The sequence below is a fragment of the Candidatus Eisenbacteria bacterium genome, assembly GCA_013140805.1.
Classification (GTDB): domain Bacteria; phylum Eisenbacteria; class RBG-16-71-46; order RBG-16-71-46; family RBG-16-71-46; genus JABFRW01.
The window spans coordinates 18,412-42,903 of the sequence record JABFRW010000029.1; the positions used below are offsets into that span (position 1 = coordinate 18,412).

Consider the following 24,492-nt stretch of genomic DNA (forward strand, 5'->3'; position numbering starts at 1 on the left):
CGCTGCTACTGAGCGGCGAAGCAGGCCACGGAATGCCCCGGCGCGATCGCGAGCAACTCGGGCCGCTCGACGCGGCAGCGATCCATGGCAAGCGGGCAACGCGGGTGGAATCGGCAGCCCGCTGGAGGATTCTGGAGGCTCGGCGGTGCTCCGCCGATGCCTTCCCGGTCGGCTGAGTCCCCGTGCAAAGACGGAAACGCGCGCAACAACCCCTGGGTGTACGGGTGTCGCGGCGCCTCACTCAAGATCGCCGTCGGCCCGATTTCGACGAGGCGCGCGGCGTAAAACACGGCGACGCGATCCGAGAACTGCAGCATGCGGCCGAGATCATGAGTCACGAAGATCACTGAGAATCCAAGGCGCCGTTGAAGTTCGCGGAGCTGCTCGAGGATTTCGCGTTCGACGATCACGTCCAGCGCCGTGGTCGGCTCATCGAGGATCACCAGTGACGGTTCCAGCGCGAGCGCGAGAGCAATTCCAACCCGCTGACGCATTCCGCCCGAGAGCTGGTGCGCGTAGGCATCGAGCTGCGACGCCGTCATGCCCACCATGGTGAGCAGGCTCGCCGCGCGCTCACGCGCTTGCCCGAAGCGCATTTCTGTGTGCGCCTGCAGGGTGTCGACCAGCTGTTCCCCGATCGTGATGACCGGGTTCAGCGCGTCCATGGCACTCTGGAACACCATCGAACAGCGTTTCCATCGCAACGCCTGCAGCTCCGATTCGGTCAGGGCGAGCACGTCCGTGTCACCGAGCCGAATCTCACCGCCCGAGATGACTGCGGGAGGCGGAAGGATGCGAAGCAGCGCCTGCGCCAGAGTCGACTTGCCGCTGCCGGATTCGCCCGCGACACCGAGAATTTCGCCGGCCTGGACCGTCAGCGATACTCGATCGATCGCGCGCACCGGGCCGCGCTCGGTGATGTAGTCCACGCACAGGTCGCGGACGGTGAGCACGGGCTCAGTCATGGGATCGCACCACCGGGGTGGATCGCGCAGTCTTCAGTCCGCGGCGATTGAGATGTTCACGCCAGGCGCGCTCCAGTTGGAGCCGTGGGTTGGAGATTTCGTCGAATCCGGAGTTCAACATACTGAGGCCGAAACCCACGAGCGCCACGCAAAACCCGGTGGGTGCAAACGTCCACCAGGCGCCGGTCAAGAGCGCGGAGTCGTTCTGCGCCCAATAGAGATTCGTTCCCCAGGTCACGGCCGACACGTCGCCGAGCCCGAGGAATTCGAGCCCGACCTGCGCTCCGATCGCGTAGATCGTGCTGCCGATCACCTGGGCGACGAGCAACGAGGTCATAGTGGGCAGGATCTCACTCAAGATGATGCGGAAATCCGACTCGCCGGTGACGATCGCCGCGGCGACGAAATCGCGCCGGCGCAGGCTCAGCGTTTGCGCCCGAATCACCCTCGCGTTCCACGCCCAGCCCGCGATGATCAGTACGAGCGCGAGCGTAAACGAGCCGGTCGGTAGATAGGCGGCGATCACGATCGCGAGCGGCAATCCCGGAATCACCAGGAAGACGTTGAAGAGGAGGGAGAGCAGTGCATCGATGCGACCGCCATAGAACCCCGCCGTCACGCCCACCATGGCTCCGATCAGCACCACGGCGAGGCCCACCCCAAACCCGATCAGCAACGACACGCGAGTGCCCACGATGAGCTGCGCCAGAACATCCTGGCCCTGCCCCGTGGTGCCGAGCAGGTGATGAAGCGAAGGCGCCTGCAACGGGATGCCCACGAGCGCCTGCGGGTCGCCGACGAGCAGCGGGCCGAGCACGGCGATGAAGGCGAACACCGCAAGCACCGCAGCGCCCATGCCCGCCTTGCGGTCGCGCCGGATCGCATCCCACCACTGCGCGATCCCAAAGTTCCGGCGGCTCGAGGTCGCGCTCATGATGCTGAATCCCGGATGCGTGGATCGAGCCACAGACACACGAGATCCACCAGCCAGTTGGCGCCGAGCACCGCGAACGTGATTACCAGGAAGATGCCCTGCATGAGCGGGTAATCCTGGTTGCGAACCGCTTGCACCAGTACGTAACCCTGGCCCGGATATGAGAATACGATCTCGGTGAGAAGCGCGCCACCCAGCACGAAGCCGATCGCCATGCCAAAACTGGTGACGCTTGGAAGCAGCGCGTTGCGCGCGGCATAGCGCAGCACGACGCGCGCGGGAGGCAGCCCTTTCGCGCGGGCGAGGTTCACGTAGTCGGAGCCGAGCACCGTGATCATGGTGTTGCGCATCGAGAGCAGCCAACCGCCGAGGCTCGCGATCACGATCGAACCGACCGGCAACACCGCATGGGCGGCGACATCGGCGAGAAACGTGAGCGTGAAGCTGGGTTTCAAGTCGTCGGAGTACGCATGCCCGAGCGGGAACCAACCGAGCGTGAAGCCGAGCACGTAGAGCGCAACCATTGCCAGCCAGAAGTAGGGCAGGGCGCCGAGGAACACCAGCGCCGAGGGCATCCAGGTGTCGACCCACCCGCGCCGCCACCACGCGGCGGCGACCCCCAACATTGTGCCGATGACGAAACTCACCAGCACCGCGGTGCCGGCGAGAAAAATCGTCCACAAGAGCCCCGTACCGATGACGTGGGCAACGGGCGCCGGGAAGTAGGCCACCGAGATGCCGAAGTCCCCGCGGAGCGCGTGGCTAATGTAGGTGAGGTATTGCTTCCACAGCGGCGCCTGCGTCAGGCCGAATGTCTCCCGCAAGGCCTCCAGCGCTTCCGGCGCGAGCCGCCCGCGGAAACGCGCGAACAACGCGGTCGCGGGGTCACCCGGCATGAGCCGTGGCAGAAAGAAATTGAGCGTCAGCGCCACCCATGCCGCCACCGCGTAAAATCCGAGGCGCCGGAGCAGGAATCTCATCGCCCCACCTGTCTCGGGGCGAGTCGCGTCAGCACGAGCAGCACTTCGCCGCGATCGTACTTATTCGGCGATGCGTCCGCGTAAGGGTCCTCACGTGACGGAAATCCCTCGGTGCGAGCCGTGTTGTACTCGGCCCATGAAGGATTCGGGTAGAGCGGAATCGCAGGTGCTTCCGCCACGAACACGCGCTGCAGCTCGGCGCACAACCGATGCTGCGCGAGGGAATCTGCTTCCACTTCGAATGCCGCGAGAGCGCGCGTCGCAGCGGCGCTCCCATAACGATGCCAGTTTCCCATCGATGCCTCGCCCGTCGGCTTCACCGTGGCAGCGGCCATGAGCCACTGATAGAAGGTATAGGGCGTCGGCCCCTCGAACGACCAGCCAAGTGTCAGGTCGAAGTTGCCTTCCTGGACCCGTTGGAACCACGCGCTGAAGTCATAGGTGCGCACGGTGGCGTCGATGCCCACCTCACGCAATCCGCGCGCGATGACCTGTGCGGCGCGCACCCAATCCGACCAGCCGGAGACCGCGTAGATTTCGTAGTTCAGCGCCTTGCCGTCCGGGAGGCGTCGCTTGCCGTCAGCGCCCCGCTTGATTCCGGCTTCGTCGAGCAGCGCTGCTGCGCGAGTCGCATCGTGATGCACCCAGTCGCCACTTGCCACCGCGATGGAATCGCGCCAGGTCGAATACGCATCGCTGAGGCCCGTAGCGTCGGCCGGCTTGGAGTAGCGATAGAGCGCGACGTCTACCAGCAGTTCGCGATCGATCGCCATGCTGAGTGCCTTGCGCACTCGCACGTCATCGAATGGCGCGCGGGTCGTGTTGGCATAGAGAAAGATGCTGCTTCCGGTCAGCGGAAACCAGTATCCGTGCGCGTCGGGCCGACGATTCACGAACACGCGATCGATCGCGGGCACGAAGTTGCCGGCCCAGTCTACCTCGTCGAACACGAGCGCGAGGTTGGCGCGATCGTTCCCGGGGTAGGCCGGAAATCGGAGGGTTTCCAGCTTCGGAAGCCCGGCCTGCCAGTAGTCGGGGTTGCGCCCGAGTTCGTAGACCTGGTTCTCGAACGTCTTCACTACGGTAAATGGCCCGGTCGCTACGGGATGCTCGTTCGCAAATGACACCGGGTCCTTCACGCTCGACCAATCATGCTCCGGGACGATCTGCTGGGCCACGATCTCGTCTGCACCGGGAATGAAGATGCGCTTGAATCGGAAGTCGACCGTGTGCTCATCGACCGCTTTCACGCTCTCGAGGAATCCCCAGACGCCGCGCCGGTCGAGCGCGGGGAATCGCTTGAGGAGTCCGAAGGTGAACGCGACGTCGCGGGCCGTGAACGCCTGCCCATCGGACCACCGCACGCCGGCACGCATCGTGACGCGAAACACGCGATTGCCTTCGCGCCATTCCCTCGCCGTCGCCAGCCAGGGGACCGACGTGCCCTTCACGCTGTTGAACACGAACAGAGGCTCGTAGATACCAGCCATCGTCGGCCAGCGTGCGGCGGTTGCGGTGGTGAGGGGATTGAAGTTGCGTACCCACGAGCCCTGCTGTTCCTGCGAAACAACCAGCACGCCACTCGGCGGTGCCTCGCGCCGCCGAGCGCATCCTGCGATCGCGAATGCAAGTGCCGCGGCGGTGGCGAGCACCACGACGACGCGAACGGCCCGTGGCGCCATCAGTCGCGCCTATAGACGCGGACATAGTCAACCAGCAGCCGCTGGGGAAATACAGTCGAGGCGTCTGGAGGCCCGACGAAGCTGCCGCCGACGGCGAGGTCGAGAACCACGAAGAACGGGTGATTGAACACCCACCACGCGCCACTCGGGATCTGGGAGGGAACGACGGTGAAGTAGACGTGATCATCGATGGACCACGCGATGGAGGAAGAAGTCCATTCCACGGCGTAGAGATGAAACGTGGAGTCGAGCGGAACTCCCGGAACCGAATAGGAATTCGTGATCGCGTTGCCGCCGGAATAGCCCGGGCCGTGCAGGCTGCCGTGAAGCAGGCTCGGTTCCTGGCCCCTGAATTCCATGATGTCGATCTCGCCGCACCCCGGCCACGGGACCGTGTCCAGGTTGGATCCCAGCAGCCAGAACGCGGGCCACAGGCCGCGCCCGCGCGGCAGGCGCATCCGTGCTTCAAATCGTCCGCCCGCCTGGTCGAAACGATTGCGCGTGTTGATCCGGCCCGACGTGTAGTTGCGGCTTTGGTAGGGCTCTTCACGCGCGATGATGGCCAGATTCCCGGAGCCGTCGAGTGAAACGTTCTCCGGTCGCGCCGTGTCGTATTCGAGTTGCCCGTTGCCCCAGTCGGTGCCGACGTCAAACGTCCAGCGGGATGGATCAGGTAGTTGGCCGACGGCGCCGTCGAATTCGTCCTGCCACACGAGCTCCCACTGCGTCTTCGTGGGGTGTTTGGTGCAGGCGACGCTTCCGGCGATGATCGTGAACACGCACACGACGAACACCCCAACGTGGCCGATCCGCTTGCGGACTCGTGTCATGCGCTCCTCGAGTGCTCTCGCGCGCAAGGAAAGAGGCGCATGTCGTCGAGCGCCGCCACCAGCACGTAAGTCGCCGCACCGACCGCAATCGACCGAGGACCCAGCTCGCTGGTTCGCACTTCGGCGACTGCAAGGGAACTCACGAGCGTCCGGCTGCGAATCACCTCACGCAGCGGCTCCAACAATCGGTCGCCCAGCCGTGCGATGCCGCCGCCGACGATCACCAGACGCGGATTCATGAGATTGAGCAGGCCCGCGATTGCGATGCCGAGGTGGCCTGCCGCCTCGGTCACGATCTGCATCGCGAGCGGATCGCCCAAGAGAGCGGCATCCTCGATGGTCTCGATCGTGGGCGAGGTCTGGGAGAGGATGCTGTTCGGAAAGCGGGCGCGCAGTTCCGCAGCGCGTTCGACCAGTGCCGGCGCCCCGACCAGCGTCGCCAGGCATCCGCGCAGCCCGCAAACGCACGGCCTGCCGTTCGGATCGATCGCCAGGTGGCCAATCTCGCCCGCCACCCCGGTCGCACCACGATAGACATCGCCCTGGAGGAAGTGCCCGGAGCCCACGCCGGTCGCCACCTTGACGTACGCGAAATCATCCACGCCGCGGCCCGCGCCCCACCAGCGTTCCGCGAGTGCGCCGAGGTTGGCGTCGTTGTCCACGAACAGCGGCACGCGAAAGCGTGTCGCGAGTGACTTGAGTTCGCCGCGGCCGCGCCAGTCGGGGAGTACCAGTGTGGAGAAATGATCGGGGTGCTTCGGATCCACCGGGCACGGAACGGCGACGCCGACCCCAAGCAGCCTCTTGCGACTTCCCGGCTCCGAGTCGAGGCACTTCGTGCACAATTCCGCGATGAGCGCCCGCGTGCCGACCGGATCAGTGCGAACCGAGTGGAAGCGGTGCTGCCAGCCGAGCACTTCCCCGCGCAGGTCGGTGAGCGCCACCGCGACGTGCGTGGCGCCCATGTCGACGCCCAGAATGCAACCCGCTTGATAGTTGAACTCGAGCACGATCGGCGGTCGGCCGCCGCGTGAGGGTCCGACGCCGACTTCGGAGACCAGCCCCGTCGTGAGAAGTTCATCCACGATTTCCGTGACCGTGGAGCGGGAGAGCCCGGCGCGCCGCGCGATCTCCGCGCGGGAGATACGGTGTTCTTGCCAGATGATCCGCAGGGTCGCCTGCGTGAGCGTTCCGACCTGCGTGCCCGTGGAACGCGCTCCGGAATGCCCCTCGCCGTTTGTTGGCTTCATCGGTGACCTCCCCGGTGCGCTGCTCGACGGTTCACGCCTACCCTATTTATGAAAGTAGACGTTGTCCACGAGCACGATCGGGGTGTCGCCCGACAGAATCAGTTGGGCGACGTGCGCCCGGCCGGTGAGTCCGGTGAAGTTGGTCAGTGGGATGTCGAGGCTCATCCACCCGCCGGGAGCGAACGGCGGGCTCGACGTCGCATCGAACGCGATTTCGTGTTGCGTGTCGTTGCCTCCGCCGAACACGCCGTCGGCGCCAAAGTCCACGAGCTTGACGCGGAACACCGACCCAGTGGGAGCCCAGACGTCGAGGTGAAAATGAGTCATCAAGGTCGCGTTCACCTGATTCGTCGTGAACTCGACGCCGACGAACCCGAGGTTGAGTCGCTTGTAGAGCTTGGCCGCATTGCTACCGAACGCGTAGTTCTCGACCGTGATTCCAGTGGTCCCGAACTTCTGCCACGAGTCCACGGCAATACTCGGGTAGGCATCGCTGAAGAGCGAGATCACGTCCGCCGCTGAGAGAGTCGGGGTCGGCGCGGGGGTGGGCGGCGGCGACGCGGAATTCACCGTCACGCTACCCGCTGCTTCGAGCGTGCCGAGCTTTGCCGAAATCGTCGCGCTGCCCGCTCCAAGGACGCGAACCGTGTTGCTGCTAATGGACGCAACCGCAGGGTCGGATGAGGCGAACGTGAAATAGCCGGACATGTGCTGGACCGTCTGGTCGAGACCGCCCACGGCGAAGGTGGTCCGTGTCGCGCCTTGCAAGTCGACAGTCGAGCCCACCAATGCCGTGACCGTCTGCGAGGTCAGCGTGGGTCGCGGATTCGTAATCGTCGCGCTGTTGACGAACTGCACGTCGTCGACCCAGAGCGTCAATCCTGACCCCGCCTGCGGTCCTTCGGCGAGGAAGAACAGACCCTTCTCGGCGGTCAGCTTGGAGGACAATGGAATCGGAATGAGCACCTGCGACCAGGCGGTGGTGACCGGAATTCCAGTCCGCTTGGCTTCGAACTTGGAAGTACCGGTGTTGTCGTTACCGATGCCCACCGTTTCAAGCGAGACCGGCCTGCTCGCCTTCACCCAGAAACTCAACGCGTTGTAAGGGGCGAGGCTTCGCCCGCGACTCGTTACGAACGCGCCACCGGCGTAGCCGCCGGTCGGATCCCCAGGCGCCGGAACCGTGAACTTGAGCGACGAAGTTCCCGAGTGCCGTTCCGTGAGGTCGATCGAGAGCGCGTCGAGCTTCGAGCCCCCGAATGCCTGAAATCCGACCTGAGCGCCAAAGGTGTCCGTGAACACGATCGGGTCGATGTTCGGGGGCCACGGCTCGGTCGGCATATCTCGCGAGCATCCCGTGACTGCGAACCACGAAGCGCCGAGCGAGAGGGCGAAGCGGGACAATGATTTGCGGGTCATTCGAAGTCTCCGAGCTGCGATCGAGTCGAAGCCCGATGGGTCACCACGTGGACCGATCGCTATCTGCGTCCAAGCATAGGCTATGTTCGCGACTCGTACAAAGTCCCATTGCTGGATCGAAGTTCGCCCCCGAGGAATCCAGGCTCGGGTGGCGGAGTGAGGATAGCCTCGCCCAGGCTAGGTCGGGAGCCCCCAGGCGACTGCGATCCGCCCCCGGGTCCGGGCTGCCAGAATCCTTTGAAGTCTGGCATAAAATACTTTGTTCGACCTCCGAACATAGTGTAGCCTCGTGTTCGCCTGATGAGGAAGCTATGCGGCTGCGGCCTTCTCGACAGGTGTCCCCTGGGTTCACGCAGTCACACCGCCGCAGTTGACGGTGCCCCCACATTCTTGATGGAGGAGTGAGAATGCCCCTTAAGACTCTGCTTCAACGTGCGACGGTTGTCCGTGCGTTCCTCCTGGTGACCACCATGGCGCTCGCGGTCTCGGCTTCTGTCGCTTCCGCAGCCAACGTGCTCGGCAACCCCGGCTTTGAAATTCCTGCGACCCCGGCGGCGCCTCCGGAGTACTTCGGAGCCGGTGCTTCTTGGACGAGTTTCGGCGGAGGCATTTTCACCGTCAGCTCCGCGGTTGTCGCGCCCCATACGGGCAACCAGTCACTCAAGATGTTCGGTGGTTGCTGCAGTGGCGCCTTCCAGCAGTTTCCTGCGCTTCCGGGTCAGCTGTGGAACGGCGGCGTTTGGATGCTGAACTCCGGCCTGGATCCCATGGGCGGGGGCCAGGTGGCTGCAGTCAACATCGAGTGGATCCAAGCGGACGGTACGTCGCAGTCGACCATCATTCCCTTCATCAGCAATGGGACCTTCACGGCGGCTTCCACTCGCAATGTGTGGACTCTGCAGACCATCACCGGTGTTGCGCCGGCTGATGCGGCATTTGCCCGCCTGGTGGTGATCACGGGCGACTTCCTCCCGGGCGGTCCCGCAGGCGCGCCGTTCTATGACGATGCGTTCCTCGAGGTGTCAGGCCCGACGCCTACCAGGGCTTCGACCTGGGGCAAGGTCAAGAGCATTTACCGTTAGTAAGTATCGACTCTGAGTCGAGGGTTATTGTCGGGCGGCGCCGAGGAAGTTTCTTCGGCGCCGCTTCCTTATCTGGCTCTTCCGACTTTGGTGTGGCTGGCATCATGAGCCCGCGGCGAAGCATGTCGGGTAGAGATCGAGCCAACGGCAGTGGAAGTAGATCGAGGTGCGGAAGCGCTCGCGGTTGCGAAACCCGCACGCGCGCCGCCTGCAGCTTCCTACGCAGCGCGGGCCGGCGCGACTCGGACAGGTAGGCGAGCACGTTTTCGCGCTTGTGCCAGCGACTGCGCTGGATCACCGCGGCGGATCCGAACTCCTCGCTCGCCGCGCCGTGGAATCCCTTCCCCCCTCGAGCACGCACAACAGTCCCTGCTCGTACTTCAGGCCGCGATCGACCAGCGACTTCAGGAACTGCCGGCACACCTGCGTGTTCTCGCCCGCCGTCTGCACCATCCCCAACACCACCTTCGTCCCGGCCATGGTCACGCCGATCGCGATCACCATCTCGTCGTCGCCGAAGCGTAGGCGTCCCCGTCAAGCAGCCAGTTCAGAACTGGACTCACCGGTCGGTTGGAGCCTCGACATGAACACCTGCGGCGGTAACCCGTTGAGGCTGTCGTGCGGCCGCTCGCCGTTGTCGTCGTCGATCCATTCTTCGGTCAGGCCTCGCACCTCCTCGATCGATGCGAACAGATAGGCATCGAGCACTTCCTCGCGATAGCTCCGATTGAAGCGCTCGACATAGGCGTTCTGATCCGGCTTCCCTCGCTGGATGTGCCGCGGATCCACCGCGTGTTTCCGACACCAGTCCCGGAGGACCTCGGCGGTGAACTCGGGCCCGTTGTCCATCCGCAGCGCCTCCGGCTTGCCGTAAGTTGCCACCAGTTCCTCCAGCACTCGCACCACGCGCACGCTCGGGATCGAAGTCGATGCTTCGATCGCCAGCGCTTCGCGATTGCCCTCGTCGATCACGTTCAGCGTGCGGAACTTCCGCCCGCCGTACAGCGCGTCCGACATGAAGTCGAGCGCCCAGATCTGATTCAGCTGAGACGGCGCCGTCAGCGGTTGCCGCAGTCGATCGAAGCACTTCCAGAACCCGGCTCGCGGCGACTTCTCGACGATCTCCCGCAGGGCGGCGATCACTTCGCCGTCGCGTTCGACCGCTGATTGAGGTACCCGGTAGTGCGCCGCCCGCGAGAACCGAACGATCCGGCATCCCCGGCTGATCGACAACCCGAGCTCAACGACCAGGATCGCGATGGCCTCTCGCTTCGCGGACGGCGTCACCGTTTTCGGTGCAGGAGCTCCTTGATCGCCGCGTTCTCGAGTGCGAGATCGCTGTACAGCTTCTTCAACCGCGCGTTCTCGGTCTCCAGATCGCGCAGGCGTTTGAGGTCCGACACCTCGGCCCCGCTGTAGCGCGACTTCCAGTTGAAGTACGTGTTGCGGCTGATCCCGTGCTTGCGGAGGATCTCGGTGACCGGAACCCCGGCCTCGCCTTCCTTCAGCACGGCGACGATCTGCGGTTCGCTGAAACGAGACTTGCGCATGCAACCCTCCCTCGTGACGCGGGAGAGTCTAGCTTCAACTGTCTACCGAATGGGGGAGCTTATGCCACCACCTCGCAGATCACCTGCTGGGCCTCGAGCTCGCGCTGGAGGGCATAGCCCAGCGGGCCGGCCTCGTAGCAGGCGCGCACCTCGCCGGGGCCTCACGGGTTAGCCGTCGTGCCAGACGCCGAACGGCCGTCGCCTCATTGGCTTCCTTCCAACACACGGGCTCCACATGGCCCGGGACGAGCATCGCGACGTGAATCGAGTTCTTGTGTGCGTCCAGCCCCACTCAGGTGATAGCGTTCGAGCTCACGATCGGCTCCTTTCGTATGTGGCTCTGGCGCCGCAAGCGCTAACCCGCGATCGAGCGTGGCGGCAGCCCCGCCACCGTCGTCTTCTCTCGCGAGAAGCACGACCTTACGATCGCAAGCCGGTCGTTCCATATGGTCTAGCGCGGCGCTTGGTCGAAGAAGCGGATTCGAAATCCCGCGCGGCCTGGCGCCACCGTTTCGAGACTGTAGTCGAAGCCGTGGGCGATCAGGATCTCCTGCACGAGCGTCAGCCCGATCCCCTGGCCGTTTGGCTTGGAAGTGAAAAACGATGTGAAGAGCCGGGGCGCCACTTCGGGAGGAATGCCACCCCCGCTGTCGTCGATCAGTAGAGTCGGCACGTCGTGCTCCATCGCGAGCGTCACCGCGATGTCGCCATCCTCGCCGATCGCGTCGATCGCGTTGCGCACGATGTTGACGAGCGCCTGCTCCATCTGGCCCCGATCCAGCAGCACCGTTCGTACGCCGTCTTCGATTTGCCAGCGCCATCGGATCCCGAGCCGCTCGCATTCGGGTTCGAACAGGCGAGCCACATCTCTCAGCAGTGCCTCGAGCGAGCCCGGCTTGCGATCGGGAGCGGGCAAGCGCACCACGTCCGCGAAGCTCCTCATGAATTCGTTCATGTGGCGCGTGCGTGCCACCGCCACTCCGACGCCGCTCTCGAAGTCCGCACGGTCGCGCTCGCCGATCTGTTCACCGTACGCGAGGCAGCTCTCGAGCAGCGAGATCACCGCACCGCTGGTGTTGTTGACCTCGTGGGACATGGTGCGAATCAGTTTCTCGTAGGCGCCTCTCTCGCTCGCGTGCAGCTCCTTCGTCAACTCCTCGAACATCAGGCAGGTGCGGAGGAAGCCGCGATCCATGAACGACAGCCGCCGGCAGCGCACCTTGCGACGCCCGCGAATGGTCACCATTCGTGCCTCGCCTTCGCCCAGGCCGTTCAACTCGCGGGCCAGCGCGCCCCCGAGCGACTCCAGCCCCTGTCCGCGTGCGGCGTCCTCGGAGACGCCGAGGATCTCGCAGGCGCCGGGGTTCATGGACTGGATCCGACCATCGTAGTCGAGCTGAACGATCCCCGATGGCGACAGGGCGATGATCCGACGAAGCAGCGAGTCCTGCTCCTGGTTGGCGACCCGCTCGTCGCGGAGGTGATCGACCATCCGGTTGTAGAGCCTGATGAGCCGATTGACCTCGGGTTGCGGAGTCTCTCGAAAGCGCGACATCAGGTCGCCGGAGTCGAGCAGCTCGACCGCGGTTCGGAGCATGTCCGCCGGTTCGCTGAGACGCCGTGTCAGCTGCCACGCAAAGACGAACGAGACGATGAAGAACAGTTCCAACGGCAACAGCCACAGACGCTGGTCGCGCAGCAGGATCCACGCGACGACCCCGAAGACCAGATGCACAAGTGCGAGATAGAAGAGGAATCGGGCTTTCAGGCTCACGCTTCGATTCCGTACTTCTCCAGTCGCCGGTAGAGGGCGGGGCGGCTCATGCCGAGCGAATCCGCGGTCCGGCTCACGTTGCCCTCGTGATGCTTCAGGGCTTTGAGGATCATGGCGCGCTCGATCTCGGGCAGCGTCATGCTGCCGACCGAGGGGAGCAGCGTGTCGCGTCCAGGTCCGAAGTCCATGGCGAGCGTGCGGCGAAGATCGTCGACGCCGATGCGGCTCGACGCGCCGGTGAGCAGCGCGCGCTCGATCAGGTGCTGTAGCTGGCGGATGTTGCCGGGCCATGGCTGATCCTCGAGCCACTCGAGGGCCCCCGGCTCGAATGCCGCGTCGCGCCGCTCATGGGACGCGGTCGCGCGTTGAAGGAAGTGGACGGCCAGCAGTGGCACGTCACTCGCGCGCTCGGCCAGCGACGGCACACGCACCCGAATCAGGTTGATGCGGTAGTAGAGGTCCTCGCGGAAGGCGCCGTCGCGGATCGCCTGCTCCAGGTCGATGTTGGTTGCCGCGATCACGCGTACATCGAAGGGTTGGGGACGGTTCGCGCCGAGCACCTCATAGCTACGATCCTGAAGCACGCGCAACAGTTTGACCTGGCAGGTCAGGTCCAGGTCTCCGATTTCGTCGAGCAGGATGGTGCCGCCCTGCGCAGCCGCGAGGCGGCCCGGGCGATCCGCCTGAGCATCGGTGAACGCGCCGCGCACGTGCCCGAACAGCTCGCTGTCGAACAGGCCGACCGGGAGGGCGGCGAGGTTGACGCGGATGAAGGGTTTGCGCCGTCGCGGCCCGTTGCGGTGCACGGCGGCGGCCAGCACCTCCTTGCCAGTGCCGGTGTCGCCGGAGATGAGAATCGAGGCATCGGTCGACGCAACGCGCGTCAGCAGTTCGAGGGTCTCGACGAATCGCGGGTGTCGACCGATCACACCCTCGAGGTCGAACGCGGCATCGAGCGCCGACCGGTCGGTCGGCGCATCGGGGCTCCGGGTCGCCGCCAGCCCGAGGGTGGTTCGGACCGCCTGGTGGACCTGCTCGTTACTCCACGGCTTGGTGATGAAGTCGGCGGCGCCCGCTTTCATGCCCTCGACCGCAAGCTGGATCGAACCCCATGCGGTGATCAGGATCACCGGCAGGCCGGGCCGCGCCGCTCGGATACGGCGTAGCAGCTCGAGTCCCTCGGCGCCGGAGGTCTCCCGGGAAAAGTTCATGTCCTGCAGCACCAGGTCGACATCGCCGCGCACCACCTCGGCCAGCGCCGATTCCGGCGTGGTGGCGGTCACCGAGGCAAACCCCTTCTGCTTGAGCAACAGACCGAGCGACGCGGTCACCGAATAGTCGTCGTCGACGATCAAGATCATCCGTTACTCGTATTGGAGCGCTCGCGATGGCTCCATCTGGGTCGCGAGCCAGCCCGGATAGAGCGCGCACACGATCACGAACGGAACGATCACCAGGATCGACGCCACGATGGCTGAAACGAAGACTCCGACGCCGGCGGAGGCGAGGGCGCCGATCAGCAACAGTTGGAGGAACAGCGCCGAACCGATGAACAGGGCGATGGTCGTGAGCACGACGATCTCTCCGATGATCTGGTTGCGGACCGCACTCGCGGTGGCGCCGAGTGCTCGGCGCAGGCCCAGTTCCTGAGTTCGGCTGGTCACGTTCTGCCAGAGTACGCCCATGAGGCCCATGCCGACCATCAGGATGAGGAACCCGGCCAACGTTCCGCCGAACGCCAGCGGCAGGAGACGGCCGCGGATGTAGCGCTGACGCTCGAGCTCCGCCGAGTGGAGCGTGAACGTCCATTCGGGGGCTTCCGCATGCAGCGACTTGAGCAGCGTCTCCTCGAATGTTGCACGGGCACCGGGGCTCGCGCGAATCACGTAGCTCCACGGCACCCATCCGCGATCGATGTCCGTCATCGACTGCGGGCGAAATGCAGCGTAGGGCACGTCGTTGAACTCGCCTCCATTGCGGTAGGTACGGATCACGCCGACCACTCTTCGCTCCTGCCAGCCCTTGTCCGGCGCTTCGAGTTGTCCATCCTTGTAGTTGTCGATCGTGCGGCCAATCGGGTTCTCGCGCCCGAACAACCGACGGGCCATGTTCAGAGTGATGACTTGCGGCGTGAACTCCAGCGCATCGTCGCCGGGCTCGATCCACCGGCCCGCGACCAGTTCGAGCTTGAGAGCATCGAACCCGGCGGGCGTCGTCGGATTCGAGAGAAATTGCATCAGGCTCCCATCGGCGAGCGTGACCCCGGTGCTGGAAATGCTTCCCGAGTACGGCATATTGGGCATCGGCGCCGCGGTCGTGACTTGCGGGGTGCCGTTCATGATCGCCAGCAGGCGCTGGGAGGTGGCGAGGGCGCGCGCGTTCGCTTCGCGGTCGTCCAACGTCGCCTGTGGAATGTCGACGTCGACCGTCCACAGGTCTCGATACTCGAAGCCGAGCGGGCGGCGCCAGTTGGTGGCGTAATACGCGACGACGCCGAAGATCGCGCACAGGACCAGGAAGCTGGCCAGGATCTCCACCAGGATCAGCGTATTCGCCCGTCTCCGGTTCCACACCAGTTTGAGGTAGTGCGCGATCATCGGGTACCTCCTCGAAGAGCCTCGACCGGATCGAGTCTCGCCATTCGCCACGCGGGATAGACACCCGACAGCACGCCGAAGAACAACGCGAGTCCCAGCCCGTACAGGAAGATCCGTAGATTGATGTGGAAGTCCGCGTTCGGGATCGTGCCGCTGCCATTGATCAGCTGCAGTGCCCATAGCGACAGCACGAATCCAATCGCGCCCCCGAGCAGCGACAGGACGATGTTCTCGACGATGAATTGACCCACCAGGTGGCCGGTCGAGGCGCCGAACGCCTTGCGCACGCCAATCTCGGAGACGCGCTCGAAGATTCGGCTGATGTTCAAGTTCACCAGGTTGATCGCCGGCAGCAGCATGAACAGCAGGGTCAAGAGGAGCAGCAACCCGATGAACAGGCCGGTCCGGGGCGTGTCGCCTGCAGTGCCCACCGCATTGGCGGCGAGTTCTTCGAGTCGCGTGCGTGGTGCGCCCGCCATGGTCTGGTACCGGGCGGGTTCGGTCATCACGACGTGCGGAAGCCGCGCGGCGAACTCGGCTCGGATCGCGCGAAAGTTGCGCGGCGAGTCGGCGAGCAGCATGGCCTTGAAGTCTCCCATGAGGGCCGTCTTCCAAACGTCACTCGGCAGCGTCGTTACGGGTGCCCAGATGTCGGCGTAAGCACACTCGCGAATGTGCGAGACATCACGCACCACACCGATCACCCGAAAGCGCTCGCCCTGCGCCTCAAAGGTCTGCCCCAGTGCGGCACGGGACCCGAACAGGTTCCGAGCGGCGGACTGGCTGACCACCGCCACCCGGCTGCCGTCGGCAACCTCGCTCTCGCCGTAGGCCTGCCCGGCGACGAATGCGAAGTCGAGAATCGACCAGTATTCCGCATCCGTGCGGCGCATCTGTGACACGACCTTTTCACCACCCACGAAGCTCGTAAGGGCATGCACCCCCGTGAAGAGCGACATGCGCTCGACATGCGGGATGTTCCGGCAGTAGCGGTCGAGGAACCCGTAGCCCGGGCCGCCGCTCCACTCGTTCTCGGGTCCGCGCATCGCCATGTAGCCCACATGCAGCGTGCGATCCAATCGCACTTCGGGTGCTATGGGCGAAATCGAGTGGTCGAGCATTGCCGAAGCGATCATGAGCACCAGCAGCGTCACGCTGGTTCCGAACAGGCTGACGAACGTGAAGAACTTCCGGCGCATCAGGACTTTGAACGCGAGCTTGAGATAGTTGGTCAGCATGGTGGTCTCACTCGACCTGACGGCCGTCGAAGAGGCGCACGATGCGCGCGGTTCGCGAGGCCAGGCGTTGGTCGTGGGTCACCATGACGATGGCGGTCCCGGCTCGGTTCAAGTCTTCGAGGATGGCGATGATCTCCTCGCCCATCTGGCTGTCGAGATTTCCGGTGGGCTCATCGGCGAGCACAATGCTCGGGCGGCCGACGATCGCTCGCGCGATCGCGACACGCTGCCGCTGGCCCCCGGAGAGCTGTGACGGAAAGTGCGACATCCGCGCCGACAGGCCGACGCGCTCCAGTGCTTCCTTCGCCATGCGGCTGCGCTCTCCGGCGGGAAGCTGTCGATAGAGGAGCGGGATCTCGACGTTGTCGAGCACATTGAGGTCCTGAATCAGGTGGAAGCTCTGGAACACGAAGCCGATGTCGCGATTGCGCGTGATCGCAAGCTCACGATCCGAGAGTGCGCCGACGGACTGTCCTCCGATTTCCACCGTGCCCTTGCTCGGCCGGTCGAGCAGGCCGATCACGTTGAGAAGCGTGCTCTTGCCCGAGCCCGATGGCCCCATGACGCTCAGGAACTCACGGCGTCCGACCTCGAGATTGATCTGGTTCAGTGCGACTGTCTCGATGCGATCGGTGCGGTGGATCTTCTCCACGCCGGTCAGACGGATGGCGGCGATTCCTGCAGGGGCGGGTGGAGCATCGAGGACCGCGCTCGCGCTCTGGGTGATGGTGCTCATCGGATACGGATCTCCTTCCGGTTGGCGTAGTCGCTCATGTCGGACAAGATGACCTCGTCGCCTTCCTCGAGGCCTTTCAGGATTTCGGTGCGTTCGAAGTTGGTGATGCCGAGCGTGACGTCGCGCCGATCCGCCACCTTGCTGTGGATCCGGAACAGCGCGTGGCCGCCCTCGGCCGAAATCACACTCCCGCGGCGCACCGACAGCGTTCCTTCGCGGCGCTCGCTGATGATGTAGACGTCGACGCGAAGATTCGGCCGCAGCAGCGGATGGTCGGGCCGCTCGAGAGCGACTTCGATGCGGACGATGCCGTTCTCGACCTTGGGATGAACCTTGGTCAGCGTGCCCGGGAGGGAGAGCTCGCCGGCGCGGACCACGACCGGTTGACCGGCGCGAATCCGCCCGGCATGGACGTCGGAAAGGGTGGCTTCCACTTTGAAGGTCGAGAGGTCCGCGACTCGCGCGAGCTCGTCGCCTCGCGCCACCGAGACGCCTTCGCCCGAGAGCACCCAGGTGAGCACGCCGCCCCGCACGCTCGCCGCGGAGCCCTGCTTCAATTCTCGCTCGGCGTCGCGGCGTTCGCGGACGAGGATGTCGTGTTCGAGCGCAAGGGATCGCAAGCGCACTTCGAGCCCGCGCTTCGCGTTCCGGGTCGCCGCGCCCAGCTGCTCGACCTCGATCCGGCATCGTTGGAGGTCGGTGGCACCCTTCCTCGCCTGGTCGCCGCTGATCACGCCCGACTCCACCAGTTTTGTATTGCGCTCCGCCTCGAAGCTCAGCGACTCGAGCTCCAGCTGCTTGATCGCCGCCTGCCCGGTCAGCTCGCTCAGCCGGTTCTCGAGATCGATACGAGCCTGGGCGCGCTCGTTGTCCTTGAGCGCAGCCTGACGCTCGAGCCGTTCGACCAGCAGGCGCGCTTCGCCCTGATCGAGGCTCAGGATCGGTTCGCCGGCGGCCACCGTGTCGCCCGGCTGGTGCAGCGTCTGCAGAACGCGCGACGCATTCGGGCTCGTCACCACGAACTCGTGCTCGGGGAGGACCAGCCCGGACGCGGTGAGCGTTGCGTCGATCGCCCCGCGCTCGACTTTGGCGGTGCGGAGCTGAGCGCGCGGGATCGAGGGCGTCACCCAGCCAGGGAGAATCACGACGAGTGCGATCAGAGCGCCTGCCCCCAGGATCCATCCGAGCAAGCGGCGACGCGCCTGCAGCAGCAGCTCACGAGCTGGGATCGGGCGGTCCATGCCTACGATCAGCGCAAGCTTGGTGCCACACCCTGGTCTTGTGCACAAAGCGTTTATGCCGGCGAGGCAGAACGAAATCGTCCGCTCCCGTGAGCCACTGTTCGGAAGCGGACAGAACGCCCGCGCGCACGTTTCGAGCCGAAGGGGGTCGCTCGTCGGGTCCGATCGTGGCTCGCTCTCACGCAGCCGCGCTTCGTCGCAATTCGCTGGGGCCTCACTTCGAGACAATCTAAAGTGCCGAGGTGACGGTCACCCAGTCAACGTGAGGAACAGTGTCCATGCACGAAGTCTCGACGTTTCGCCTGTACCTGCTCCGCGCCACGTATCTGTTGATTGCCGTGGGGCTCGCGTTCGCGATCTGGCCCGGCATCCTCGACCACGACGCTTCGATGACGCTGATGCGCGGTGTCGTCCATGCCATGCTGGGTGCGGTGTCGCTGCTGGCGCTGCTCGGGGTGCGTTACCCGCTGCAGATGATTCCGGTGCTGTTGTTCGAGCTGGTTTGGAAAACGCTCTGGCTGCTCGCCTTCGCGCTGCCGCTGTGGCTGAGCCACCAGATGGACCCGCGCACGATGGAGTCAGTGTTCGAGTGCCTCCTGGGCGTCGTCATCGTGCCGATCGCGCTGCCGTGGGGGTACCTCTGGAGGCACTACGTGAAGAAATCCGGCGATCATTGGCGGCGCGCAACGACTTGAGCGTCAGCTAAAATCGGCCGCATGACCGCGCTCGACTGGCTGCTCGACTCGGACCCCTCCATACGCTGGCAAGTGTTGCGCGATCTCGTGCATGCGCCGGCCGCGGTCGTCGCGTCGGAGCGCGCTCGGGTCGCCACCGAGGGCTGGGGCGCCAGACTTCTCGCACTGTAAGGCGACGACGGTCAGTGGGACGGAGGCGCATGCTTCCCGGCCGCGGGGTGGCGGCGCGCCGAGGGCAAGGGCCAACCTTGGACTTCCACGCTGCCGACACTGCAGCTGCTGTATGACTTCGGTGTCGATCCGCGCGCCGACCGGGTGCGTCAGGCGGTGGCGCGGGTGGGGGACCAGTGCCGTTGGGAGCACGCCGGCCAACCGTTCTTCAGCGGCGAGGTCGAGCCATGCATCAATGGCAGGACCGTCACCCTGGGCACCTACTTCGATCAGGGCGTGGATGCCGTCGTCGCCCGACTACTCGGAGAGCAGCTCGAGGACGGCGGGTGGAACTGCGAAGCCGAGAACGGCTCCGTCCGCTCGTCGTTCGCGAGCACGATCAAAGTGCTCGATGGGCTCCTCGCGTACGAGCGCGCAACCGGTGGCTCTGCGGAGTCGATCGCGGCGCGGCGGCGGGCCGAGGAGTACCTCCTCGATTGAAGCCTTTTGCGGCGCATGAGCACCGGCGAATTGGTCAGGCCAGCCTGGACGCAGTTTTCGTTTCCGGTCCGCTGGCACTACGACGTACTGCGTGCGCTCGAGGACGGCGATGGTCGTCCCAGCCGGTGGAACACGCTGAGGGCGATGCGCGTGCTCGAGTGGTACGGCAAGTGACGCGGGACTACCGCCCGCTCCCCATGCGCACGAGCTTCAATTCCGCCTGCTGCCCCGACCAGCGCGCGCGCGCGAAGTAGAGACCGGTGCCGACGCGACGACCCTGATCGTTGGTCCCGTCCCAGCTCAGCGTCGCAACGCGGTCCGCGCTCGGCGGGATCTCGAGCGCGCGCACGAGCTGCCCCGTGACCGAGTAGATGCGCACCTCGTCCTTGTCGCGCACCGCGTGAGTGGTCCTTGCACTTGCGCGCGAGAGCACGAGTCGCATCGCCGACACCGAGGGGTTCGGCATCGCGCGGATCGCGAGCGCAGGCCCACGCGTCACCGGCGCCGCGGGCACGTCGACCAGCGGATCCGAGAGCATGCGCCGCACGTTGATGCGTGTGCCGATCTTGCCCGCGTAGCTCGGATTCAACGCGTCGACGTTGTCGCCCGTGTCGTGAACGCGCAGCCGCGTTTCTGCGGGTGTTGCGAGCGGCAGTCCGAGGCTGCGGCGGTACGCCTGGTAGAGGCTCACCGCACCCGCGACGAACGGTGCCGCGACCGAAGTGCCGGAGCTGACGAGATAGCTCGGCACCGACATGCGCCCCATCGTGCTGGTCACCGAGAGCCCCGCGGCCGACACGTCGATCCAGGCGCCGTAATTCGAGAAGCTGACGCGCACATCGTTGCGATCGATCGCGGCGACGTCGATGCAGTCGCCGCGCGAGGCCAGATAATTCTCGCCGGTCGATTCGCTACCGGCATTTCCCGCGGCGACGCACAGCGTGACACCGTGCTCGATCGCATAGTTCGCAGCCGAGGCGAGTGCGCTCAGGAAGAAGCTCTCCCACGAGCAATTGATCACGTGCGCCCCGTTGTTCGTCGCGTAGACGATCGCCTGCGCCGCGTAGCCGATGTCGATCTGCCCGGGGCTCGTCGGCGAGTCCTTGTAGCCGATCCGAAGCGGGAGCAGCCTGGCGCGAAAACCGGTGCCGGCGATGCCGACGCCATTGTCAGTGCGAGCACTCGCCATGCCTGCGACGAAAGTGCCGTGACCCGCGAAGTCGATCGGGTCGTTGTCGGCGACGCTGACGTCCTCGCCCGCAACCCCGAAGCCAGCGCTGACGAAATCCCAGCCCCGGAAGTCGTCGATGAACCCGTTGCCGTCGTCATCCACGCCGGGCAGCCCGCCCATCTCGACCCAGTTGTGCGCGATGTTCCCGGCCGTGTAGGGCGCCGTGGTGCCGCCCAGGTCCTCGTGGCTGTACAGCACGCCGGTATCGAGGATCGCGATCACGATGGTCGAGTCACCCTGCGTCAGGTCCCACGCCTCAATCACGTCGCTGTCGTGATCGCTCTGCTGACCGAGCTGCCACTGATCGCCGAGCAGGGGGTCATTGGGCGAATAGTCGACCGAGGCGAGCGGCACCGGCTCAGCGCCGACAACGCCCTGCACCGCGCCGTAGTCCGCGAGCGCCTGGGAGAGGTTTGCGCTCGCCGGCAGCTCGACGAGGTAGAAGCGCGTCAGGTCCTCGCCGCTGGAACCAGCCGCGGGCGGCCGCGCCGTTGGGAACATCGGCTCATAGACGAGCGGCTCGTAGCGCGCGTGAACCGCGTCGAGTTCCGCGAGTCCGCTCGAGGCGAGGCGATCGGGTGCGGCGCCGGGCCGTAGTGCCTGTCCGAAACCTGGTCGGGGCGAGCCAGGGGCGAGTTCCAGCACCAGCCGGTGCGGATGAACGTTTGGAACGTTCAGGGCCGCCAGCGTCGAGCTTCCCACTATTAGTAGAGAGAAGGCGAACAGCATGGGAAGGATCTTCATCCGGCCAGTTTAGGCCTCGATCCGTGCGTCGTCCTGGGGAATGCCGCGAACACGCGGATTCCAGGGACGGGTTGCAAGCGATCATGCTACGATTCGCGCCCGAAAATCGGTGGGTGGGTGGACTCCGGGCAGCGACGAACCGCAGGGGTGAAGGCGATGATCGAGTTTCGCAGTCGCGCGGTGCGCAGTCTGGTCGAGTTGCACGAACCGGAGCTTCGCAGCTTCGTCGCGACCTGGCGAAGATTCGTCGCCTCGGGCAAACCGATGCCCGAAGCGCTCGGCGACCCGGACTACGAGAGCCCGGAGCGGCTCGTCGCGCACGTGCAGGGTTCCGCGCGCAGCTACTTGCTGTGGGTCTGGGAGATGCTCGAGAAGCCGGTCGAGGGCCTGCCACTCATCCGTGACGCCGGCGTGATCGTCCCGCGGCTCGATGCCTTCATGGAGGAGACGCTCGAGGGCTGGCGACGGCACCTGGCACCGCTCGAGAACGAACAGATCTCGCCGAAGCCGTACCTCAGTCGTTGGGGAGAGCCGCACACGATCGAGCAAATGTTGGAACACGCAGTCGTGCATCCGATGCGCCACCGCATTCAGCTCGAACGCATCCTTGGAGGTTCTTGACGCAGGTCGGGTCGGGAGAGATGCGCTTCGCCTACGGCGCGATCCGCACCACGCGCTGAACTCGCCGCTCCGGACCCGCGACCAGCCTCACGAAGTACATGCCGGGAGGCTCACGCTCGCCGCGATCGCCGCGACCGTCCCACTCGACCAGGTGCGTGCCCGCGGAACGCGGCTCTCCGAGAACCAGCGACTTCACTCGCCGGCCGCTCACGTCCAGCACATCGAGCGTCACTTCGGACTCTCTGGGAAGCGTGAACCGCAGCAGCGTGCGCGAACCGAATGGGTTTGGCGCCGGCGCGCTCAGGGCCAAGTCCGTGCGCTGCGGTACGCCAACAATCGCGATCGTTCCACCGGTCACCGTGAGGCGATGAGCTCGCCCCGATTTCGTGGACAGCCCAACAGGCGCAAGAATGCGCCGGGAGGTCCCGATGGCCAAGCGGCAACGACGCACGTTCACGAAGGAGTTCAAGGCGGATGCGGTCCGGCTGGTGCGTGAGGGCGGACACGGAATGTCGAAGGTGGCGCGCGAACTCGATCTGACGGAGACCGCACTGCGAGAGTGGGTGAAGCGGGCCGAGATCGACGCCGGCCAGAGCCCGACCGATGCCCTGACCACGGCGGAGCGAGTCGAGCTTTCGCAGCTGCGACGCGATGTGAAGCGCCTGGAGATGGAGCGGGAGATCCTAAAAAAAGCGACGGTAGGTTCAACTGGTCGATGCAACACCGCCACCGACTCCAGACTGTTGAACTCGGAGGAGTATGCCGCCTCGGAAGAGAGGATTGGATGCGGTCGAGAGAGCTGATCTCTGGCGGCGCTGGCGAGAAGGACAGTCGCTCAGTGATATAGCTCGCGCACTGCACAAGCCCCCGGGCTCGGTCTTCGGATTCGTCACCGCGAACGGCGGCATCTCGCCGTCGACACGTCGTCGAAGCGCTCGAGCGCTGACAGTCGCTGACCGTGAGGAGATCTCGCGTGGCCTGTCGAAGAACGAGTCGATCCGAAGTATCGCGGCCAGGCTGTGTCGGCCCCCTTCGACGATTTCGCGCGAGATCGGGCGCAACAATGGACCGGAGAAGTACCGAGCCACCGATGCCGACACGAACGCCTGGAGGCAGGCACGACGGCCAAAGCCGTGCAAACTCGCATTGCATCGACGGCTTCAGAGATGCGTGGCGTTCAGGCTCAGCCAGAACTGGTCGCCGGCGCAGATCTCGGGCTGGTTGAAGCTCCGATACTGGGACAACGAACACATGCACATCTCCCACGAAACGATCTACCGCAGCCTCTTCATCCAAGCGCGAGGAGTGCTGAAGCGGGAGTTGCAGGCACATCTGCGATCCCGGCGAAAGATGCGACGGGCGAAGACCGCCAGCACTGCGGGCCAACAACGCGGCCAGATCATCGATGCCGTCCCTATCAGCGCGCGTCCCGCGGAGATCGCGGACCGGGCCATCCCCGGCCACTGGGAAGGGGACCTGATTACCGGCTCGAAGAACAGCCACATTGCCACGCTGGTGGAGCGCCACTCGCGCTACACGATGCTGGTAAAGGTGAAGGCGAAGGACACCGAGAGTGTCGTCGCCGCGGTCAAGAAGCAGATCACGAAGCTGCCTGCCGAGCTGCGCAAGACGCTGACCTGGGATCGCGGCACCGAGATGGCGCAGCACAAGGCGTTCAGCGTCGCGACGAACGTGAAAGTCTACTTCTGCGACCCGCAGAGTCCGTGGCAGCGCGGCACAAACGAGAACACCAACGGCCTGCTCAGGCAGTACTTCCCGAAGGGAACTGAGCTATCGACGTTCTCTCAGGCATCGTTGAACAAGGTCGCTCACCAACTGAATGAACGTCCGCGGAGGACGTTGGCCTTCCGCACCCCCGCCAATGCCCTTCAAGCTGCGTTGCGTTGACCGGTTGAGCCCACCGTCGCTTTTTTTAGGATCTCCCGCTCCATCTCCAGGCGCTTCACATCGCGTCGCAGCTGCGAAAGCTCGACTCGCTCCGCCGTGGTCAGGGCATCGGTCGGGCTCTGGCCGGCGTCGATCTCGGCCCGCTTCACCCACTCTCGCAGTGCGGTCTCCGTCAGATCGAGTTCGCGCGCCACCTTCGACATTCCGTGTCCGCCCTCACGCACCAGCCGGACCGCATCCGCCTTGAACTCCTTCGTGAACGTGCGTCGTTGCCGCTTGGCCATCGGGACCTCCCGGCGCATTCTTGCGCCTGTTGGGCTGTCCACGAAATCGGGGCGAGCTCAGAGACCGCATCGGTGGAGCT

The 24,492-nt window shown here is 65.1% G+C and carries 23 protein-coding genes and 1 pseudogene; 6 read left to right on the forward strand and 18 right to left on the reverse strand.

The genetic code is table 11. The features are described 5' to 3' along the window. Window positions 1–5: 5 nt before the first annotated feature. From HOP12_02925 to HOP12_02955, 7 genes are read right to left on the reverse strand one after another with little or no spacing between them, the layout of a single operon-like run. Window positions 6–965 (reverse strand): ABC transporter ATP-binding protein, encoded by a 960-nt coding sequence (locus tag HOP12_02925; protein NOT33103.1) that lies wholly within the window; start codon window positions 963–965, stop codon window positions 6–8. Next, a complete protein-coding gene (locus HOP12_02930) occupies window positions 958–1,899 on the reverse strand; it encodes an ABC transporter permease (GenBank protein ID NOT33104.1) in 942 nt (313 codons plus the stop codon). Before HOP12_02930 ends, HOP12_02925 begins: the two co-directional genes overlap by 8 nt. Next, window positions 1,896–2,879, reverse strand: coding sequence for an ABC transporter permease (locus tag HOP12_02935; protein ID NOT33105.1), 984 nt, complete (start codon window positions 2,877–2,879; stop codon window positions 1,896–1,898). The genes HOP12_02930 and HOP12_02935 overlap by 4 nt, the downstream gene beginning before the upstream one ends. Beyond that, entirely contained in the window at window positions 2,876–4,561 is a 1,686-nt protein-coding gene (locus HOP12_02940) for an ABC transporter substrate-binding protein (GenBank protein ID NOT33106.1), read from the reverse strand. The genes HOP12_02935 and HOP12_02940 overlap by 4 nt, the downstream gene beginning before the upstream one ends. Next, window positions 4,561–5,391: a glycoside hydrolase family 16 protein gene (locus tag HOP12_02945; GenBank protein ID NOT33107.1), complete on the reverse strand. Its 831-nt coding sequence runs from the start codon at window positions 5,389–5,391 to the stop codon at window positions 4,561–4,563. The genes HOP12_02940 and HOP12_02945 overlap by 1 nt, the downstream gene beginning before the upstream one ends. After that, on the reverse strand, window positions 5,388–6,641 hold the full coding sequence (locus tag HOP12_02950; GenBank protein ID NOT33108.1) for an ROK family transcriptional regulator: 1,254 nt from the start codon (window positions 6,639–6,641) through the stop codon (window positions 5,388–5,390). The genes HOP12_02945 and HOP12_02950 overlap by 4 nt, the downstream gene beginning before the upstream one ends. A gap of 42 nt (window positions 6,642–6,683) precedes the next feature. Further along, a complete protein-coding gene (locus tag HOP12_02955) occupies window positions 6,684–8,060 on the reverse strand; it encodes a hypothetical protein (GenBank protein ID NOT33109.1) in 1,377 nt (458 codons plus the stop codon). 407 nt (window positions 8,061–8,467) lie between these two features. On the opposite strand from HOP12_02955, the gene HOP12_02960 reads away from it, so the two are divergent. Then, entirely contained in the window at window positions 8,468–9,142 is a 675-nt protein-coding gene (locus HOP12_02960; protein ID NOT33110.1) for a hypothetical protein, read from the forward strand. Window positions 9,143–9,436: 294 nt separating this feature from the next. Here HOP12_02960 and HOP12_02965 read toward each other — a convergent pair whose 3' ends face one another. The 8 genes from HOP12_02965 to HOP12_03000 form a co-directional block, all read right to left on the reverse strand. Then, window positions 9,437–9,646, reverse strand: a complete 210-nt coding sequence (locus HOP12_02965; protein NOT33111.1) for a hypothetical protein — start codon at window positions 9,644–9,646, stop codon at window positions 9,437–9,439. 30 nt (window positions 9,647–9,676) lie between these two features. Beyond that, window positions 9,677–10,692, reverse strand: a protein-coding gene (locus HOP12_02970; protein NOT33112.1) for an IS3 family transposase whose coding sequence is annotated in 2 segments (ribosomal slippage) — window positions 9,677–10,431 and window positions 10,431–10,692 — 1,017 coding nt in all. Because the reading frame shifts where the segments join, the coding sequence is not laid out codon by codon here. Window positions 10,693–11,143: 451 nt separating this feature from the next. Beyond that, entirely contained in the window at window positions 11,144–12,466 is a 1,323-nt protein-coding gene (locus tag HOP12_02975; protein NOT33113.1) for a PAS domain-containing protein, read from the reverse strand. Then, on the reverse strand, window positions 12,463–13,827 hold the full coding sequence (locus HOP12_02980; protein ID NOT33114.1) for a sigma-54-dependent Fis family transcriptional regulator: 1,365 nt from the start codon (window positions 13,825–13,827) through the stop codon (window positions 12,463–12,465). The genes HOP12_02975 and HOP12_02980 overlap by 4 nt, the downstream gene beginning before the upstream one ends. 3 nt (window positions 13,828–13,830) lie before the next feature. After that, window positions 13,831–15,063: an FtsX-like permease family protein gene (locus HOP12_02985; protein ID NOT33115.1), complete on the reverse strand. Its 1,233-nt coding sequence runs from the start codon at window positions 15,061–15,063 to the stop codon at window positions 13,831–13,833. Then, the gene (locus HOP12_02990) at window positions 15,060–16,301 is read right to left on the reverse strand and encodes an FtsX-like permease family protein (protein NOT33116.1); all 1,242 of its coding nucleotides are present in this window, start codon (window positions 16,299–16,301) and stop codon (window positions 15,060–15,062) included. Before HOP12_02990 ends, HOP12_02985 begins: the two co-directional genes overlap by 4 nt. A 7-nt stretch (window positions 16,302–16,308) precedes the next feature. Beyond that, window positions 16,309–17,037 (reverse strand): ABC transporter ATP-binding protein, encoded by a 729-nt coding sequence (locus HOP12_02995; protein ID NOT33117.1) that lies wholly within the window; start codon window positions 17,035–17,037, stop codon window positions 16,309–16,311. After that, window positions 17,034–18,278 carry an HlyD family efflux transporter periplasmic adaptor subunit gene (locus HOP12_03000; protein ID NOT33118.1) on the reverse strand — a complete coding sequence of 415 codons (1,245 nt, stop codon included), beginning with the start codon at window positions 18,276–18,278 and terminating at the stop codon, window positions 17,034–17,036. The genes HOP12_02995 and HOP12_03000 overlap by 4 nt, the downstream gene beginning before the upstream one ends. Before the next feature lie 278 nt (window positions 18,279–18,556). On the opposite strand from HOP12_03000, the gene HOP12_03005 reads away from it, so the two are divergent. Together HOP12_03005 and HOP12_03010 are read left to right on the forward strand one after the other, a co-directional pair. Then, complete coding sequence (locus HOP12_03005) at window positions 18,557–18,973, forward strand: hypothetical protein (protein ID NOT33119.1); 417 nt, start codon at window positions 18,557–18,559, stop codon at window positions 18,971–18,973. A 21-nt stretch (window positions 18,974–18,994) separates the two neighbouring features. After that, a pseudogene (locus tag HOP12_03010) lies at window positions 18,995–19,798 on the forward strand (hypothetical protein). 7 nt (window positions 19,799–19,805) lie between these two features. Here the strand turns inward: HOP12_03010 and HOP12_03015 are convergent. Next, window positions 19,806–21,599: a S8 family serine peptidase gene (locus HOP12_03015; GenBank protein NOT33120.1), complete on the reverse strand. Its 1,794-nt coding sequence runs from the start codon at window positions 21,597–21,599 to the stop codon at window positions 19,806–19,808. Between the two features lie 156 nt (window positions 21,600–21,755). Here HOP12_03015 and HOP12_03020 point away from each other — a divergent pair, with 156 nt between their 5' ends. Next, the gene (locus tag HOP12_03020; GenBank protein ID NOT33121.1) at window positions 21,756–22,220 is read left to right on the forward strand and encodes a hypothetical protein; all 465 of its coding nucleotides are present in this window, start codon (window positions 21,756–21,758) and stop codon (window positions 22,218–22,220) included. Window positions 22,221–22,251: 31 nt separating this feature from the next. Here the strand turns inward: HOP12_03020 and HOP12_03025 are convergent, their stop codons facing one another. After that, window positions 22,252–22,530, reverse strand: a complete 279-nt coding sequence (locus HOP12_03025; GenBank protein NOT33122.1) for a T9SS type A sorting domain-containing protein — start codon at window positions 22,528–22,530, stop codon at window positions 22,252–22,254. A gap of 118 nt (window positions 22,531–22,648) precedes the next feature. Between HOP12_03025 and HOP12_03030 the strand changes: the two genes are divergently transcribed. Together HOP12_03030 and HOP12_03035 are read left to right on the forward strand one after the other, a co-directional pair. Further along, on the forward strand, window positions 22,649–23,023 hold the full coding sequence (locus HOP12_03030; protein NOT33123.1) for a transposase: 375 nt from the start codon (window positions 22,649–22,651) through the stop codon (window positions 23,021–23,023). Next, the gene (locus HOP12_03035) at window positions 22,980–24,128 is read left to right on the forward strand and encodes an IS30 family transposase (protein NOT33124.1); all 1,149 of its coding nucleotides are present in this window, start codon (window positions 22,980–22,982) and stop codon (window positions 24,126–24,128) included. Before HOP12_03030 ends, HOP12_03035 begins: the two co-directional genes overlap by 44 nt. Here the strand turns inward: HOP12_03035 and HOP12_03040 are convergent. Continuing rightward, window positions 24,110–24,412, reverse strand: a complete 303-nt coding sequence (locus HOP12_03040) for a transposase (protein NOT33125.1) — start codon at window positions 24,410–24,412, stop codon at window positions 24,110–24,112. The genes HOP12_03035 and HOP12_03040 overlap by 19 nt on opposite strands. Window positions 24,413–24,492: the final 80 nt, after the last annotated feature.

Excerpts from the sequence above, each read along its gene's own strand:
- HOP12_02940 (NOT33106.1), bottom strand. The coding sequence starts at position 4,561 with ATGGCGCCACGGGCCGTTCGCGTCGTCGTGGTGCTCGCCACCGCCGCG.
- HOP12_02980 (NOT33114.1), bottom strand. The coding sequence starts at position 13,827 with ATGATCTTGATCGTCGACGACGACTATTCGGTGACCGCGTCGCTCGGT.
- HOP12_02950 (NOT33108.1), bottom strand. The coding sequence starts at position 6,641 with ATGAAGCCAACAAACGGCGAGGGGCATTCCGGAGCGCGTTCCACGGGC.
- HOP12_03035 (NOT33124.1), top strand. The coding sequence starts at position 22,980 with ATGCCGCCTCGGAAGAGAGGATTGGATGCGGTCGAGAGAGCTGATCTC.
- HOP12_02995 (NOT33117.1), bottom strand. The coding sequence starts at position 17,037 with ATGAGCACCATCACCCAGAGCGCGAGCGCGGTCCTCGATGCTCCACCC.
- HOP12_02985 (NOT33115.1), bottom strand. The coding sequence starts at position 15,063 with ATGATCGCGCACTACCTCAAACTGGTGTGGAACCGGAGACGGGCGAAT.
- HOP12_03030 (NOT33123.1), top strand. The coding sequence starts at position 22,649 with ATGGCCAAGCGGCAACGACGCACGTTCACGAAGGAGTTCAAGGCGGAT.
- HOP12_02960 (NOT33110.1), top strand. The coding sequence starts at position 8,468 with ATGCCCCTTAAGACTCTGCTTCAACGTGCGACGGTTGTCCGTGCGTTC.
- HOP12_03040 (NOT33125.1), bottom strand. The coding sequence starts at position 24,412 with ATGGCCAAGCGGCAACGACGCACGTTCACGAAGGAGTTCAAGGCGGAT.
- HOP12_02945 (NOT33107.1), bottom strand. The coding sequence starts at position 5,391 with ATGACACGAGTCCGCAAGCGGATCGGCCACGTTGGGGTGTTCGTCGTG.
- HOP12_02935 (NOT33105.1), bottom strand. The coding sequence starts at position 2,879 with ATGAGATTCCTGCTCCGGCGCCTCGGATTTTACGCGGTGGCGGCATGG.
- HOP12_02955 (NOT33109.1), bottom strand. The coding sequence starts at position 8,060 with ATGACCCGCAAATCATTGTCCCGCTTCGCCCTCTCGCTCGGCGCTTCG.
- HOP12_03005 (NOT33119.1), top strand. The coding sequence starts at position 18,557 with ATGCACGAAGTCTCGACGTTTCGCCTGTACCTGCTCCGCGCCACGTAT.
- HOP12_03015 (NOT33120.1), bottom strand. The coding sequence starts at position 21,599 with ATGAAGATCCTTCCCATGCTGTTCGCCTTCTCTCTACTAATAGTGGGA.
- HOP12_02930 (NOT33104.1), bottom strand. The coding sequence starts at position 1,899 with ATGAGCGCGACCTCGAGCCGCCGGAACTTTGGGATCGCGCAGTGGTGG.
- HOP12_02965 (NOT33111.1), bottom strand. The coding sequence starts at position 9,646 with ATGGTGATCGCGATCGGCGTGACCATGGCCGGGACGAAGGTGGTGTTG.
- HOP12_03020 (NOT33121.1), top strand. The coding sequence starts at position 21,756 with ATGATCGAGTTTCGCAGTCGCGCGGTGCGCAGTCTGGTCGAGTTGCAC.
- HOP12_02925 (NOT33103.1), bottom strand. The coding sequence starts at position 965 with ATGACTGAGCCCGTGCTCACCGTCCGCGACCTGTGCGTGGACTACATC.
- HOP12_03000 (NOT33118.1), bottom strand. The coding sequence starts at position 18,278 with ATGGACCGCCCGATCCCAGCTCGTGAGCTGCTGCTGCAGGCGCGTCGC.
- HOP12_02990 (NOT33116.1), bottom strand. The coding sequence starts at position 16,301 with ATGCTGACCAACTATCTCAAGCTCGCGTTCAAAGTCCTGATGCGCCGG.